Consider the following 15,103-nt stretch of genomic DNA (forward strand, 5'->3'; position numbering starts at 1 on the left):
CCGCCATCGTTGCCGTCATCCGCGGGCGAAGGCCAACAGTTCCGCGTTGAACCGGTCGCGGTGGGTGATGAACAGGCCGTGCGGCGCCCCCTGATAGAACGACAGCGTGGCGTTCGGCATCAATGCCACCGTGCGCTCGGCGAGCGCCAGCGGCGTGGTCACGTCGCGGTCGCCATGGACGACCAGGGTCGGCACGGCGATGGCCGGCAGCTCCGTCCGGAAATCGGCCGATGTGATGGCGCGGTTGCACTCCAGCAGGGCCAACAGAGAGGATTGCAGCGCCATGCCCGCGATCCACCCCTTCATCTCCGCCGAGGTTTCCCCGTTCACGAAGGGGTCGATGTTGTCGCCCAGCCATTTCGGGAAGTCGCGCAGCAGTTGCTCCGTCCGGAACACCTCGAACAGCGCCGGATCGACGCCGTCGGGGTTGTCGTCGGTCCGCGCCATCAGCGGCGTGATGGTTCCCACCATCACAACCCCCGCCACTCTCCCGGCGCCATGCCGGGTCAGGTAGCGCACGATCTCCCCCGTCGCCATCGAATGGCCGACCAGAGTCACCTCCCGCAAATCCAGCCCGTCCATCAGGGCGGCGATGTCGTCCGCCAGCCGGTCGAAGCCGTAGCCGGACGGCGATTCCTCCGACTTGCCATGGCCGCGGCGGTCGAAGGCGATGCAGCGGCAGCCCTGCTCGGACAGCGGCGCCATCTGGTAGGCCCAGGCGTCGGAGGTCAGCGACCAGCTCGACACGAACAGGATCGGCCGATTGCCTTCCTTATCACCCCAATCGCGATAGAACAGGCGCACGCCGTCGTCGGTGTGGATGAAGCCCATGATCGATCTCCCCGCGAAAGAATTCCGGTTCAGGCCATCGGCAGCTGGTCGAGGAAGCCGGTGACGCTGCGCAGCCGGCCATCCGCCGCCAGCAGGGCGAAATCGGTGCCGCGGGCGACCGGATCGCCGCCCTCCGATCCAAGCGCCCACGAGAAGCGCAGCCGGTCATTGTGCCCGTCCACCGTGCCGATCAGGCTGAAGCGCAGCCCGGGGAACTGCCGCTGCACGGCGTCGATCAGCGCGTCCAGCCCGTCATGGCCGCTGACTCCCGCCAGCGGATCGAGATAGCCGGCATCCTCGCTCCAGCCCTGCGCGATCAGGGCGCGGCGCCGCTGCGGGTCGGTCTCGTTCCAGGCGGCGATGTAGAGGTCGGCGATTGCAGCGGGGGTGCGGGTCGCGTCGGTCATCGTCAGGTCCCTTTCTCGGTCGATTGTCCTGGCCGCCGGATTGTCCCGGCGAACCCAGGATCGCCCGGCGGAGGGACCTGAATCGATTACGTGCCAGGTAATGCCGTACACGAATGATCCCGCGGCGCGCGCATGCCTGCCATCACCGCCGCACTGCGGTACGGCCGCGGCCGATCCGGTTAAGGTCCAAATCCATCACCTTTGCCGTCACCGCCGCCGTTCGGATCCTCAATGCGCCTCATCTTCCTGCTCGGCCTCGCCGGGTTCGCCAGCGCCTTTTCCCTGCGCACCACCGATCCGATGCTGACGCTGATTGCCGACGACCTCGGCGTGACGGTTCGGCAGGCGGCGCTGCTGGCGTCGGCCTACACGTTGCCCTATGCGCTGATGCAGATCGTGCTGGGGCCGGTCGGCGACGCCATCGGCAAGTCGCGGCTGGTCCGGCTCGCCCTGTCGGTCCTGACTGTCGGTCTGGTGCTGTCCACCATTGCACCCACCTACACCACGGTGATGGCCGGGCGCGTCCTGGCCGGTGCCTTCGCCGGCGGCATCATCCCGGCCTCCATGGCGCTGATCGGCGACCGCGTGCCCTATGAGGAGCGTCAGATCGCCATCAGCCGCTTCCTGCTGGCGGTGATCCTCGGGCAGATGTCGGGTTCCGCCGTGTCGGGCGCGCTGGCCGAGGCGTTCGGCTGGCGTACGGTGTTCGGCCTGTCCGCCGGGCTGACCGCGCTGATCTGCGTCGCCGCCCTGATCGGCCTGGCGCGCGAGGTGGAGACCCGCTCGCCCCTGTCGGTGGCGGAGGCGCAGCGGCGCTATGCGACGGTGCTGACCAACCCGGCCTCGCTGTTCGTCTTCGCCACGGTGGCGGCGGAAGGGCTGCTGATCTTCGGTGTCTTCCCCTTCGTGGCGCCGGTGCTGATCGAGCATGGCGCGGCCGGCGCCTTCCAGGCCGGACTGACCATCGCCGCCTTCGCCATCGGCGGCGTCATCTACAGCGCCGTGGTGCGGCGAATGATCGCCTCGCTCGGCCAGTGGGGCATGATGAAGGCCGGCGGTCTGGCCGCCGGTCTCGCCTATCTGGTCATCGCCTTCCCGGTGCCCTGGCCGGTGGTGAGCCTGTGTTTCCTGGTCGCCGGTTTCGGCTTCTACATGCTGCACAACACCATGCAGACCCAGGCGACGGAGCTGGCGCCGACCGCCCGCGGGTCGGCGCTGGCCCTGTTCGCGTCGAGCTTCTTCATCGGCCAGGGGATCGGCCCGGTCCTGTACGGCACCATCTCCACCCACACCGGCTTCGCGCCACTGTTCCTCGGCGTCGGCCTGCTGACCGCCGGGCTGGGCTTCGCCTCGGCCCGGCTGATCCGGCGGGGACGGGCCTGAGCTCGCCTTACAGTCCCCCTTACAGACAAGCCCGGATATAGGGCCGGTTCGCCTCCCACAGCTCGTCCAGGATGGCGACGGCTGCCGTGCTGGAGTTGATGACGGGGTCGATCAGCAGGGCCTGCAGCGCCAGCTCCTTCGACCCGTGCAGCGCCGCCTCCACCGACAATTGCTGCACGTTGGCCTGGACCGACAGCAGCTTGACGATGCCGTCGGGCAGCCGGCCGAGCGAGATCGGATGGATGCCGGCGGCGTCGGCCACAAGCGGCACCTCCACCGCCAGCTCGTCGGGCAGGCCGGGGATGACGCCGCGGTTGATGACGATGCCGGATTCGATGAAGCGCTTCTGGTTGTGCAACTGCCCTGCGATCACCGCCACCGCCCGCTCCCCCCAGGACGGCTTGGTCCAGTCGTCGGGGATCGGCTTGCTGCCGTCGATGACGCCGTCCATCAGGTCGCGCAGGATGATTCGGCCCTCTTCATCGTGCTTGAAGTCGAAGCCATGCTCCCCGGCCTCCCAGCCATAGGGCAGGAATTCGCCGGTGTGGTCGTCGCTGGGCGTCACCCACAGGCCGAAGGCGTGGAACAGGCGGCGCGCCAGCGGGGTGAAGGACGGGTCGTGCGTCGCCTCCCGTTCGCGCAGCAGGGGGTAGAGGTCGCGCCCCGTCGCCTTTTCGCGGATCGAGGTCAGCCATTGGAAATGGTTCAGCCCGGCGCCCCAGACATCGACCTCCTTCTCGGCCATGCCCAGGATCTGGCAGATGAACCAGCGCGCCAGGAAGATGCCGTGGCAGAGCCCCAGCGTCCGCACACTGGTGCAGCGCGACAGCCCCAGCACGATGCGGCTTTCCGGGTTCGACAGGTTGATGAACAGCGCGTCCGGGCAGATCTCCTCGACGTCGCGGACGATGTCGACGATCAGCGGCAGGGTGCGCAGGGTGAAGAACAGCCCGCCGGGACCGCCGTTCTCGCCCAGCGTGTGGCGGATGCCGTGCTTCTTCGGCACCTCGAAATCCAGCTTCCACAGCCGGTTGCGGTCGATGGCGATGGCGCACAGCACGAAGCCGGCGCCCTGCAGCGCCGCCTTGCGGTCGGTGGTCTTCTCGATGACGATCCCGGCGTCCCCGTGGCGGTTCATCACCTCGGCCAGCGCCGCCATGCGGTCGAGCGCGTCCTGGTTGGTGTCGACCAGCGTCAGGGTGCTGCCGGCCAGTTTGGTGGTGGAGAACAGATCCTGGAACAGGCTGAGCCCGAAGGCGGCGCTGCCGGCGCCGATGAAAACGATCTTTGTCGTGTTGGGCATGGTTCTTTTCCTCCGTAAGCGGAGCGGCTGACCGCCGTCTTATCGAAACAGGCTACGCCTTTCGGAGAGGTCCGCACAGTCCCCGCGTGCACCCGCGCCCCGATGCGCCACCGCGTCGCGCCCACGCCCGCCGCATGCTTGTCCCATGGCGAAGATGGTCCGGCTGCGGCATGCTGGAAAAAACGAACGTCCCCGTGGGAGGATAGCAATGGACAGCTTCAGCCAGCCCGTGTCCCAGGCCGCCGATGCCAGACCGCTGAGTTTCCCGCCCGATTTCCGCTGGGGCGCGTCCACCGCCTCCTACCAGATCGAGGGCGCGGTGAATGCCGACGGGCGCGGGCCTTGCGTGTGGGACACCTTCACGGCGCAAGGCCGCATCATGGACGGCAGCAGCGCCGCCGTCGCCTGCGACCATTACCACCGCTATCCGGAAGACATCGCGCTGATGAAGGCGGCGGGCTTCGACAGCTACCGCTTCTCCATCGCCTGGCCGCGCATCCTGCCGACGGGAACCGGGGCGGTGGAGACGCGCGGCCTCGACTTCTACGACCGGCTGGTCGACGGGCTGCTGGAGGCCGGGATCACGCCGATGGCCTGCCTCTACCACTGGGACCTGCCGCAACCGCTGGAGGATGCCGGCGGCTGGCAGGGGCGGGAGATCGTCGGTCCCTTCGCCGACTATGCGCGGATCGTCACCGCCCGGCTGGCCGACCGGGTCAAGACCTGGATGATGCTGAACGAGCCCAACGTGGTCGCCATCTTCGGCTATGGCGTGGGCGAGCATGCCCCCGGCCACAAGCTGGGCGAACAGGGCATCCTGCGGGCGCTGCACCATCAGAATCTGGCGCAGGGCGCGGCGTTGCGCGCCATCGCGGCGGAGCGGTCAGGCCTGACGCTCGGCACCGTCCTGAACCTGCAGCCCGCGGTTCCCGACAGCGACCGGCCGGAGGATGTGGCCGCGACCGCCCGATGGGACGCGGTGTGGAACCGGGTGACGCTGGACGGGCTGATGCGCGGGCAGATCCCGGCGCTGCTGGCCGACCAAATGGCGGAATTCGTTCTGCCCGGCGACGAGGAGGCGATCCGCTATCCCATCGACCTGCTGGGCATCAACTACTACTCCCGCATGACGATGAAGCATGAGGAGGGGCGGCCCTTCGATGTCGGCTGGGGCGAGGCGCAGTGCCGGCGCTGGACCGGCATGGCTTGGCCGGTCCAGCCGGAGGGGCTGTACGACCTGCTGACCGAACTCCGCACCGACTACGGCAACCCTGCCGTCTACATCGCGGAGAACGGCTGCGCCTATGACGACGTGGTGACGCCGGATGGCCAGATCCATGATGCCGAGCGGGTGCTGTTCTACCGCGAGCATCTGGAATCGGTGGCGAAGGCGCTGGCGGACGGCTGCAACGTCCGGGGCTATCTGTGCTGGAGCCTGCTGGACAATTTCGAGTGGGCGTTCGGCCTGTCGAAGCGGTTCGGCATCGTGCGCGTGGATTACGACACGCTCGAACGCACGCCGAAGGACAGCTATCGCTTCCTCGCCGAGGTTGTGAGAACGGGAAGGCTTTAACCCTTCTTTCGCCCCTGACCCTGTACTTTTGGCAATACACGTCCTATTCGTTAGTCATACGGACGGAGAGGTTTGAGGGCGGAGGCCCGGGATGGGCGGCATGACCGACGACACGGACGGTAAAACGGGCGACAGCAAGGCGGGCGGCACCACATCCGGCGGGGACAGGCCCGCCGACGATGCACCCGGCTTCACCCGCCGCTTTCTGCGGCTGGCGGGCGGCTATTGGTTCGGACGGACCAGGGTGACCGTCTGGGCGCTGACCGTGGCGCTGATCGTGCTGACCATCGGGCAGGTGTCGATCCCGGTGCTGATCAATCTGTGGAGCGAGCGGCTGTTCGACGCGCTCGAACAGCGCTCCATGGACCGGCTGCTGACGATGATCGGCGTGGTCGGGCTGATCATCGTCTACAACATCGTCATCGTCGTGTTCCATCTGCGGGTGAAGCGCCGGCTGCAGATGGGCTGGCGCGACTGGCTGACCCGCAAGCTGCTGGAGGACTGGCTGCGCCGCGGCCGCCATCACCAGATCGCCTATATGCCGGGCGAGCACGACAACCCCGATGGCCGCATCGCCGAGGACATCCGCATCACGGCGGAGGTCGCCATCGACCTGGGTCATTCGCTGACCTACTGCGCGTTGCTGCTGGTCAGCTTCACCAACATCCTGTGGATGCTGTCGGGCACCATCACGGTCACGGTCTTCGGCGCCGAGCTGTCGGTGCCGGGCCATCTTCTGTATGTGGCGCTGATCTATGCCGTGGTAGGCACCAGCATCGCCATGCTGATCGGCCAGCCGCTGGTCAACGCCGTCAACCGCCGCCAGGGCTACGAGGCCGATTTCCGCTTCGCGCTGGCCCGCATCCGCGAGAACGGCCAGACCATCGCGCTGCTGCACGGGGAATCGGCCGAGCGCGGGCATCTCACCGGCCTGTTCGCCGGGGTGGCGCGGGGCTGGAACCGCCAGACCGCGGCGCTCGCCAACATGATGGTGTTCAGCGCCAGCTATTCCGTGCTGTCCGCCGCCTTCCCGATCCTGGTCGCCGCCCCCCGCTACATCACCGGCGCCATCACGCTGGGCGTGCTGATGCAGACGGCGCAGGCCTTTCAGCAGACGGTGGGCGCCCTGTCCTGGCCCATCGACAATCTGCCGCGCGCCGCCGAATGGCGCGCCTCGGTGGAGCGCGTGCTGAACCTGCACGACGCTCTGGTGCGGCTCGACCGCGAGGTCTGCGACGTGCCGGACGGCCATATCCAGGTCGTGCGGGCGGACGAGCACAAGACCCTGACCTTCGCCGGCGTCGCCATCGACGAGCCGAACGGCACGCCCGTCGTCCATCCCTTCGATCTGGAAGTGCGGCCGGGCGACCGCGTGCTGATCGGCGGCGACGCCACGGCGACCATCCGCCTGTTCCGCGCCGTGGCCGGCGTCTGGCCCTGGGGCCGCGGTCTCATCACCCTGCCGGCGCACACCCGCGTCTTCTTCATGCCCGAACGCCCCTATCTGCCGCATGCCAGCCTGCGCGCGGTGCTGGCCTATCCCGGCACGGCCTCGTCGGTGGCCGACGACAGGGCGGCGGCGGCGCTGGTCGCCGTCGGGCTTCCCGACCTCGTCGACCGGCTGGACAGCCTCGACCATTGGGACGAGGTGCTGTCGGTGCCCGAACGCCAGCGGCTGGGCTTCGCCCGGCTGCTGATCCGCCGCCCCGACTGGATCTTCCTGGAGGACGCCACCGACAGCCTCGATCCCCCGGCGGAGGAGGAACTGCTGACCCTGATGGAACGCGAACTGCCGAACGCCACCCTGCTGACCATCGGCCACCATGCCGGGCTGGACGCCCACCACGGCCGCAAGCTGGTGCTGGAGCGCACCAACGGCGCCGTCACCCTGCGCGAGGAGGGGCGGGAGGTCCTGCCGGCGACGGAAAGCGCGGCTTAGCCGCTGCCTGTCCCGGAAACTTGGAACCCATCCAAAAAGCTGCCACACTGCGCGGCGGACACCGTTCGTACCCACAGCATCGCCGCCCCGCACAACCATGGACATGAGCGTGAAGAAGACCAGCATCAACGCGGCATGGCGGGGGCTGGCGAACTGCCGGGGGTGCGGCATCCGGGAATCGGCGCTGTTCGCCGATCTGACCGAATCCGATTTCAACCTGATCCACCTGCCGATCGACGAGATGACGGTGGCGCCGGGGGCGGCGCTCTACCATGTCGGCGACGAGCCGACGGCGCTCTTCACCGTGCGCGGCGGGCTGGTGAAGCTGGTGCAGTATCTCCCCAACGGCGGCCAGCGCATCGTCCGGCTGCTGCGCACCGGCGACACCGCCGGGCTCGAGGCGGCGCTGGGCGAGCCCTACCGCCACACCGCCATCGCCATCCACCCCGTCCTGACCTGCCGCATCCCCCGCGCCGTGATCCAGCGCCTGTCGGAGGAGACGCAGCATCTGCACCAGCAGCTGATGCGGCGCTGGCATCAGGCGGTGGAGCGGGCCGACGCCTTCCTGGTCGAACTCGGCACCGGCAGCGCCAGGGCGCGGGTCGCCCGGCTGTTCCTGACTCTGGTGGACGACCAGGGCGAATGCGACTTCTTCGGGCGGGAGGATGTCGGCGCCGTGCTGGGCATCACCACCGAGACCGCCAGCCGCGTCGTCGCCGAACTGAAGCGGCAGGGCCTGCTGGACGAGCTGCGCCCCAACCGCTTCCGCTGCGACGTGACCGCCCTGCGGGAACTGGCCGACGGACCGTAGCCCGTCTATCCCTTACGGTCTGGGCAATCGCACATGGCGATAAGCGCCCTCTCCCGCCCCGGGAGAGGGAGGGGCAATCGCATATGGAATCCAGAATCCCATAAAAAGGACTTCCGTCATCCCCGCGAAGGCGGGGATCCAGGAAACTATCGTGCAAAGCGATTGAAATGGCTGGATTCCCGCCTTCGCGGGAATGACGTGCCTCCTTGTGTAGGATCATAATTGCCATATGCGATTACCCTGCGGGAGAGGGGGAATTGTTCATCCCGTAGCCCATCCTCAGGCCGCCCGCATCTCCTCCACCAGCCCGTCGACCTGACCGGCCAGCGTCCGCAGCTGGTCCTGCACCGTGGAGGAGGCCGACAGCACGCGGTTGGCCGACTCCCCCGACTCGCGCGCCGCGTCGGCGACGCTGTCGATGTTGCCGCGCACATGCTGGGTGCTGTCGGCGGCCTCGCCGACGTTGCGGGCGATCTCGCGGGTGGCGGCGCTCTGCTGCTCCACCGCGGCGGCGATGGTGGCGGCGATCTCGTTGACCTCGCGGATGGTGCCGGCGATGGAGCGGATGGCGTCCACCGCCTCCTGCGTCACCGACTGCATGGCGGCGATCTGGGCGGAGATGTCTTCCGTCGCCTTGGCGGTCTGGGTGGCGAGGCCCTTCACCTCGCTGGCCACGACGGCGAAGCCCTTGCCGGCCTCGCCGGCGCGGGCCGCTTCGATGGTGGCGTTCAGCGCCAGCAGGTTGGTCTGGCCGGCGATGGACTGGATCAGCCCGACGACCTCGCCGATGCGGCCGGCGGTCTGGGCCAGCCCTTCCACCGTGCGGTCGGTGCGTTCGGCCTCGTCCGCCGCCTTGCGGGCGATCTGGCTGGAGGCATGGACCTGGGTGCCGATCTCCTGGATCGAGGCGGACAGCTCCTCCGTCGCGGCGGCGACCGCCTTGACGTTGCCCTCCGCCTGCTGCGAGCTGCCGGCGGCGGTCGTCGCCTCCCCGGCGGTCAGGTCGGCGCTGCGGGTCATGCGTTCGGCCATGTCCTGCATCTCGCCGGCCGCCTGGGCGACGCGGCCGAGCACGCCGCGCACGCTGCTCTCGAAATTCTCGGCCATCTCGACCATGGCGCGGCGGCGTTCGCCGGCGGCCCGGCCGCGCTCCGCCTCTGCGCGGGCATTGGCGGCGTTCGCCTCGTTGGCGGTGTCGCGGAAGACCATCAGGGCGCGGGTCATGTCGCCGATCTCGTCGGCCCCGGCGGCGGGGATCGGCGCATCCAGCCGGCCCTCGGCGATCTCCCGCATGGAGTCCGACAGCGCGCTCAGCCGGGCGACGATGTGGCGGCCGACCACCAGCCAGGCCAGCAGCGCGGCGCCGATCAGGCTGCCGATGGCGAACAGGATCAGCATGTGGCGGCCGGCGGCGATGGTGCCCTCGGTGCCGGAGACCGCCGCCTTGGCCTCTTCCCGCATGGCGGCGATTTCGCGGTCGACGGTGGCGGCGAAGCTCTGGGACAGCTGCCGGTTCTCTGCCAGCATCCGCTCGGTGTCGGCTGTCGCCACCAGTTCGGCGCGGCGGAGCGCGATCACCCCTTCCTCGCCGCGGCCGAAGCCGATCAGCGCCTTGACCAACGCCGCCAGAACCTCGGTGCCGGCGGCATAGTCGCCGGACTGGCTGCGCAGGGTGCCGACGCGCTCATACAGCGCGGAGGACGCGGCGGTGAAGCGCTTTTCCAGAAGGTCCAGGCGGGTGGCGTCGGGGGCCTGCGCCGCCTCGTTCAGCGCGCCGGTCAGGGCGGTGCCGTAGGTCGACAGCTCCAGGTTGGTGCGGAAACGCTCCAGCCCGCTGCCGAGCAGGTCCTGAATGGCCCCCTGCACCTGGGAGCGGATGTCGAAGTTGGCGCGCTTGATGTCGCTCTGCACCTTGCGCAGCGGCGCCTTCAGCCCGTCGAGCAGTTGGGCGGCCTGCGTCCTGGCGGCGGTCAGCCGCTCGGCCAGCCGGCGGTCCACGGTCCCGCTGCTGTTCTCGCTGCCGTCCAGGGCGGCGCGGCGCAGGTCGAAGACATTGTCCTTGCCATAGCCGAACAGGAACAGCGCATCGATCCTGCCGGCGCTGTCGGGGGGCAGGCGGTCGCCCAGCGTGCCGAGCGTGGCGGTCACCTGCGACGACGCCTCCAGATAGGATTGCTGAAGCTCGCCGATGGTCTTGGCGTCCTGCGCCGTGCCGGAGCGGTTCATGGCGTCCAGCGCGCCGGCGATGCCGCTGCGCAGGTCGTAGAGCGCGATCATCGACCGCACGGCGTCCGACAGGGCCCCCATGTCGCGGTCGGTGCCGCCGTCCAGCGCCATACCCTTCTGCTGCAGGGCCTCCCCGGCGCTATCGACCAGCGGCGCCAGCGTCTTGAGGAAGCCGTCATAGCTCTGGGCCAGCCGGGTGGACGCGGCTTCGCGCCGGTCATGCAGGGACAGGCGCCGCGCCACGCCGTCGTTGATGCCGTCCAGCGTGGCGATCAGCGCGTTGCCGGTCTCACGAACCTCGGTCAGCAGCGGGTCCTGCGGACGGCGCCCGGCCAGCTCGTCGACCAGCGACAGGAAGCCGCGGGCGCGCTCCTTCGCCTCCGCGTGGAGGCGCTCCCGCTCCTCCTGGCTGTCGGCGCCGTCCAGCGTGGGGGCGGCCGAGGCGATGGCGCCGCTTTCGCCGGCCAGCCGGGTCGCCAGCTCCATCTCCGGCAGGCTGGTGTCGGCGATCTGCGTCATCGGCCGCTCCACCGCGGAAAAGGACATCAGGCCGACGGCACTGGCCGCCACCGTCATCGCCGCCATGCCGGCGAAGGACAGCATCAGCTTGGCCCGCACGCCGAGACGGCGCCCGGTTCTGGCTGCGCCGGATTGCGGGATGGCGGGTGCGGCGGTGGTCATGGCGTCGGTTTCCCCAGAAAACAGGAAAGGGCGGAAGTGGTCGCTGCCGGCCGCAAGCCCGCATTGTGCGCAATCATGGAACTGCAAGCCTCAAGACGTGCTTGCGACCATCAGCCACACCGGCCCTTGCATGATTTTCGCGGCGGCGGGGAGCCGTCAATCTCTTTTCCGCTAACTCGAATAGATAGTCATAGACCTTCCGATATGCGGAAAAGCATCCCCTCGCAGGTGCAAAAATTTCTCCGAAGGGAAAGTCCGTAACCCGTTTCCGAACTGCCAAGCCCAGGCCTATGCGCGTGGATCATGGCCATAGCGGGCAGCACGAAAGGCATCCCGGCCATCGACCGACCCTATCCCTGTGCTTACCTCCACCGGTGAAATCCTCATCACTTGGATAGCGGGACGGCCATACCGATGCCGAGTGGAAGCACCGGGGTGGCGTGGCTAGCTTGGGATCAGCACGTTACCCAAGGGATTTCGAGAATGCCGCAGGATGCCAGCCAGCCTTTCGCCAATCCGTCCTTTGAGGGCTCCATGACTGCCGGAGCCGCCGGGTTCCCGTCTTCCGCAACCGGTGGAACGGACGACGACATGGTCGCCGGCATCCGCTCCGTCCTTGCGGAGTGCGGCGGGCTGGCGGTCGATGCCGGCACCCTCGCCATCGACGACGACCTCTATTCCGCCGGCCTCACCTCGCACGGCTGCGTCGGCCTGATGCTGGGGCTGGAAGAGCAGTTCGACGTCGAGTTTCCGGAAAAGCTGCTGAACCGCCGCACCTTCGAGAGCATCGCCGCGATCCGCGACGCGGTGCGCGGTCTGGTCGACGGGGGCGAGGCGTGAACGCCGCCCCGGCCGCTCTGGCCGAGCGGGCGCCAGCCACCGATCCGGTCGCCCCCGCTCAGGTCAATGTCGCGGCCCGTGCGCGCGCCGTCGGTGCCGAAATCGCCGCGCGCCATGCCGATGCCGTCGACCGCGACGGCCGCTTCCCCACCGAGGCTTTCGACGCCCTGCGCGAACAGGGGCTGCTGGGCGTCATGGTCCCGGCGGACCTCGGCGGCAACGGCGCCTCGCTGTTCGACGTGGCGGCGGCCTGCCATGCGCTGGCCCGCGGCTGCGCCGCCACCGGCATGATCTATGCCATGCACCAGATCCAGGTCGCCTGTCTGGTCAACCATGGCGACAACCGCTGGCACCGCGACCTCATGGCGCGCATCGCCGCCGAACAGCTCCTCCTCGGCTCCGCCACGACGGAAAAGGAGACCGGCGGCGACATCCGCAACAGCGTCTGCGCCGTTCAGGCTGAAGGCGAGCGCTTCACCCTGGCGAAGAACGCGTCGGTCATCTCCTACGGCGACCAGTCCGACGTGATCCTGGTCACCGCCCGGCGCAACCCCGACGCGCCGTCGTCGGATCAGGTGCTGGTGGTGGTGACCAAGGACGATTACCGGCTGGAGAAGACCTCGGTCTGGGACGCCATGGGCATGCGCGGCACCTGCTCCGACGGCTACCGGCTGGAGGCGGCGGGCGTCATCGACCAGATCCTGCCCTTGCCCTATGCCGACCTGTCGGCCCAGACCATGCTGCCGGTCACCCACATCCTGTGGAGCAGCACCTGGCTCGGCATCGCCGCCGACGCGGTCAGCCGCGCCCGCGCCTTCGTCCGCTCGGAGGCCAAGCGCAAGCCCGGCACCACCCCGGCGTCGGCCGTGCGGCTGGCGGAGGCGACGGCCAAGCTGCAGCAGATGAAGGCGGTCATCCTCGCCGCCATCCGCCAGTACGAGATGGCCTGCGGCTCGCCGGAACAGCTGACCAGCCTGTCCTTCGCCACGGCGATGAGCACCCTGAAGGTTACCACCTCCGAACTGGTGCGCGAGATCGTGGAGACGGCGATCCGCACCTGCGGGCTGGCCGGCTACCGCAACGACACCCCCTACAGCCTGGGTCGCCATCTGCGCGACGCCCATTCCGCCGCGCTCATGATCGGCAACGACCGCATCATGTCGCATGTCGCCACTCAGCTTCTCGTCCAGCGGGACGGGTTGGGGCCCTTCGAATGAACATGGTCGACATCACCGCGGCCCAGGCCGCCTATCGCGACGAGCTGGTCGAAGCCGGGCTGCTGATCCCCACGGGCGTGGACGGTCTCTATGGCCGCAGCGGCGTCTTCGAGGATGTGGTGGAGCGTTTCGACGCGCTGGTCACCCGCTGGGGCGGGCAGGACGGGGCGGAGGTCATGCGCTTCCCGCCGGCGCTGAACCGCCAGTATTTCGAGGAAAGCGAATATCTGAAGAGCTTTCCCCATCTGGCCGGCACCATCCACAGCTTCGGCGGCGACGAGAAGGCGCACCGCACCCTGCTGCGCCGGCTGGAGGAGGGGCAGGACTGGACCGAGGATCAGGTCGCGACCGACGTGGTGATGACGCCGGCGGCCTGCTATCCGGTCTATCCGACCATCGCCCGGCGCGGCGCGCTGCCCGATGACGGCAAGCTGATCGACGTCTTCTCCTACTGCTTCCGGCGCGAGCCGTCGATCGACCCCGCCCGCATGCAGCTGTTCCGCATGCGCGAGTACATCCGTATCGGCACCCCCGATCAGGTCGTGGAGTTCCGCGAACTGTGGCTGGACCGCGGGCGCGAGATGATGGGCTCGCTGGAGGTGCCGCTGGACGTCGATGTCGCCAACGACCCCTTCTTCGGCCGGGCCGGGGCCATGCTGTCGAGCAGCCAGCGCGAGCAGAAGCTGAAGTTCGAGCTGCTGATCCCGATCACCAGCCAGGAGAAGCCGACCGCCTGCCTCAGCTTCAACTATCACCAGGACCATTTCGGCCATCTGTGGGACATCCACACCGCCGACGGCGGCGTCGCCCACACCGCCTGCGTCGGCTTCGGCATGGAGCGCGTGGCGCTGGCGCTGTTCCGCCACCACGGTTTCGACACCGCACAGTGGCCGGCCTCGGTCCGCAAGGTCCTGTGGGGGTGACCGCCAGCATGTGGACTCCGCACCGGCCCGACGGCTACGACCGCCATCCCCTGCACCAGGGCGGCCAGGAAGAACGCATCTGGCCGGAGACCAACTGCTACGTCGACCTGTGGATCGAGGCGCTGCACGCCCGCGGCCTGGAACCGCGGGCGATGCTGGGCTTCACCGTCACCCAGGATTTCGAAGGCGACCAGTTCACCTTCTTCAAGGTGCCGCTGGAGGATCTGGAGACGCTGTACGGCCTGCGCGTGCAGGAACTGGCGATCTACGACAGTGTCGAAGCCCATGTGGCGGAGCAGTTGAAGCGCAGTCGTGATGGCGGTCTGGTGCTGGTGGAAGTCGACGGCTTCCACCTGCCGGACACCCGCGGCACCTCCTACGGCACCACCCATGTGAAGACGACGGTCGGCATCACCCGCATCGACCCGGCGGCGCGGACGATGGATTACTTCCACAATGCCGGCTTCTACCGGCTGGAGGGCGCCGATTACGAGGGCGTCGCCGCCGCAGCGGCCGGGCCGCTCTTCCCCTATGTCGAGTTCGTCAAGCCCGGCACCCCGCCGCTGGAGGGTGGGGCGCTGGTCACCGCCTCGCTGGAGCTGTTGCGCCGCCACCTCGCCCGCCGTCCGTCCGGCAATCCGGTGACCGCCTACCGCGCCGCCTTCCCGGAGCATCTCGACCGGCTGCTGAGCCGGCCGATGGAGTATTTCCACCTCTACGCCTTCAACCTGCTGCGCCAGCTCGGCGCCAATTTCGAACTGCTGGGCGCCCATGTCCGCTGGCTCGACGGCCCGGCCGACGCGGTGGAGGCCTGCCGGTCCATCGCCGAGGGCGCCAAGGCGATGCAGTTCCAACTGGCCCGCACCGTGGCCCGGCGCAAGGCACCCGACCTTACCGACAGCTTCGATCGGCTGGAGCGGGGCTACGACACCGTCATGGGCGCTCTGGCCCGCCGATACGGGTGAGCGG

Annotated in this window: 12 protein-coding genes; 8 read left to right on the forward strand and 4 right to left on the reverse strand. The window is 68.8% G+C overall.

Annotation, left to right across the window (positions count from 1 at the left end):
* Window positions 1-15: 15 nt before the first annotated feature.
* Window positions 16-831: an alpha/beta fold hydrolase gene (locus PWS46_RS27590; RefSeq protein ID WP_434624547.1), complete on the reverse strand. Its 816-nt coding sequence runs from the start codon at window positions 829-831 to the stop codon at window positions 16-18.
* A gap of 29 nt (window positions 832-860) precedes the next feature.
* Entirely contained in the window at window positions 861-1,238 is a 378-nt protein-coding gene (locus PWS46_RS27595; protein WP_434624549.1) for a nuclear transport factor 2 family protein, read from the reverse strand.
* Window positions 1,239-1,469: 231 nt separating this feature from the next.
* Here PWS46_RS27595 and PWS46_RS27600 point away from each other — a divergent pair, with 231 nt between their 5' ends.
* Window positions 1,470-2,621, forward strand: a complete 1,152-nt coding sequence (locus tag PWS46_RS27600) for an MFS transporter (protein ID WP_434624551.1) — start codon at window positions 1,470-1,472, stop codon at window positions 2,619-2,621.
* A 19-nt stretch (window positions 2,622-2,640) separates the two neighbouring features.
* On the opposite strand, the gene PWS46_RS27605 is transcribed toward PWS46_RS27600, so the two are convergent.
* Window positions 2,641-3,924 (reverse strand): alpha-glucosidase/alpha-galactosidase, encoded by a 1,284-nt coding sequence (locus tag PWS46_RS27605; RefSeq protein WP_434624553.1) that lies wholly within the window; start codon window positions 3,922-3,924, stop codon window positions 2,641-2,643.
* A gap of 208 nt (window positions 3,925-4,132) precedes the next feature.
* Here PWS46_RS27605 and PWS46_RS27610 point away from each other — a divergent pair, with 208 nt between their 5' ends.
* From PWS46_RS27610 to PWS46_RS27620, 3 genes are all read left to right on the forward strand, one after another.
* Window positions 4,133-5,497, forward strand: coding sequence for a GH1 family beta-glucosidase (locus PWS46_RS27610; RefSeq protein ID WP_434624555.1), 1,365 nt, complete (start codon window positions 4,133-4,135; stop codon window positions 5,495-5,497).
* Window positions 5,498-5,597: 100 nt separating this feature from the next.
* Window positions 5,598-7,436 (forward strand): ABC transporter ATP-binding protein/permease, encoded by a 1,839-nt coding sequence (locus PWS46_RS27615; RefSeq protein WP_434624557.1) that lies wholly within the window; start codon window positions 5,598-5,600, stop codon window positions 7,434-7,436.
* Between the two features lie 103 nt (window positions 7,437-7,539).
* Complete coding sequence (locus tag PWS46_RS27620) at window positions 7,540-8,247, forward strand: Crp/Fnr family transcriptional regulator (protein ID WP_434624559.1); 708 nt, start codon at window positions 7,540-7,542, stop codon at window positions 8,245-8,247.
* Between the two features lie 279 nt (window positions 8,248-8,526).
* Here PWS46_RS27620 and PWS46_RS27625 read toward each other — a convergent pair whose 3' ends face one another.
* Complete coding sequence (locus PWS46_RS27625) at window positions 8,527-11,154, reverse strand: methyl-accepting chemotaxis protein (protein ID WP_434624561.1); 2,628 nt, start codon at window positions 11,152-11,154, stop codon at window positions 8,527-8,529.
* Between the two features lie 483 nt (window positions 11,155-11,637).
* Here PWS46_RS27625 and PWS46_RS27630 point away from each other — a divergent pair, with 483 nt between their 5' ends.
* From PWS46_RS27630 to PWS46_RS27645, 4 genes are read left to right on the forward strand one after another with little or no spacing between them, the layout of a single operon-like run.
* Entirely contained in the window at window positions 11,638-11,994 is a 357-nt protein-coding gene (locus tag PWS46_RS27630; protein ID WP_434624563.1) for an acyl carrier protein, read from the forward strand.
* The gene (locus PWS46_RS27635) at window positions 11,991-13,211 is read left to right on the forward strand and encodes an acyl-CoA dehydrogenase family protein (RefSeq protein ID WP_434624564.1); all 1,221 of its coding nucleotides are present in this window, start codon (window positions 11,991-11,993) and stop codon (window positions 13,209-13,211) included. Before PWS46_RS27630 ends, PWS46_RS27635 begins: the two co-directional genes overlap by 4 nt.
* Entirely contained in the window at window positions 13,208-14,134 is a 927-nt protein-coding gene (locus PWS46_RS27640; protein ID WP_434624566.1) for an amino acid--[acyl-carrier-protein] ligase, read from the forward strand. The genes PWS46_RS27635 and PWS46_RS27640 overlap by 4 nt, the downstream gene beginning before the upstream one ends.
* Window positions 14,131-15,099 (forward strand): DUF1839 family protein, encoded by a 969-nt coding sequence (locus PWS46_RS27645; RefSeq protein WP_434624568.1) that lies wholly within the window; start codon window positions 14,131-14,133, stop codon window positions 15,097-15,099. The genes PWS46_RS27640 and PWS46_RS27645 overlap by 4 nt, the downstream gene beginning before the upstream one ends.
* Window positions 15,100-15,103: the final 4 nt, after the last annotated feature.

The organism is Azospirillum sp. B2RO_4 (assembly GCF_051124815.1).
Lineage (GTDB): Bacteria > Pseudomonadota > Alphaproteobacteria > Azospirillales > Azospirillaceae > Azospirillum.

Coding starts and splice junctions, on each gene's coding strand:
- PWS46_RS27590 (WP_434624547.1), bottom strand. CDS start 831: ATGGGCTTCATCCACACCGACGACGGCGTGCGCCTGTTCTATCGCGAT.
- PWS46_RS27595 (WP_434624549.1), bottom strand. CDS start 1,238: ATGACCGACGCGACCCGCACCCCCGCTGCAATCGCCGACCTCTACATC.
- PWS46_RS27600 (WP_434624551.1), top strand. CDS start 1,470: ATGCGCCTCATCTTCCTGCTCGGCCTCGCCGGGTTCGCCAGCGCCTTT.
- PWS46_RS27605 (WP_434624553.1), bottom strand. CDS start 3,924: ATGCCCAACACGACAAAGATCGTTTTCATCGGCGCCGGCAGCGCCGCC.
- PWS46_RS27610 (WP_434624555.1), top strand. CDS start 4,133: ATGGACAGCTTCAGCCAGCCCGTGTCCCAGGCCGCCGATGCCAGACCG.
- PWS46_RS27615 (WP_434624557.1), top strand. CDS start 5,598: ATGACCGACGACACGGACGGTAAAACGGGCGACAGCAAGGCGGGCGGC.
- PWS46_RS27620 (WP_434624559.1), top strand. CDS start 7,540: ATGAGCGTGAAGAAGACCAGCATCAACGCGGCATGGCGGGGGCTGGCG.
- PWS46_RS27625 (WP_434624561.1), bottom strand. CDS start 11,154: ATGACCACCGCCGCACCCGCCATCCCGCAATCCGGCGCAGCCAGAACC.
- PWS46_RS27630 (WP_434624563.1), top strand. CDS start 11,638: ATGCCGCAGGATGCCAGCCAGCCTTTCGCCAATCCGTCCTTTGAGGGC.
- PWS46_RS27640 (WP_434624566.1), top strand. CDS start 13,208: ATGAACATGGTCGACATCACCGCGGCCCAGGCCGCCTATCGCGACGAG.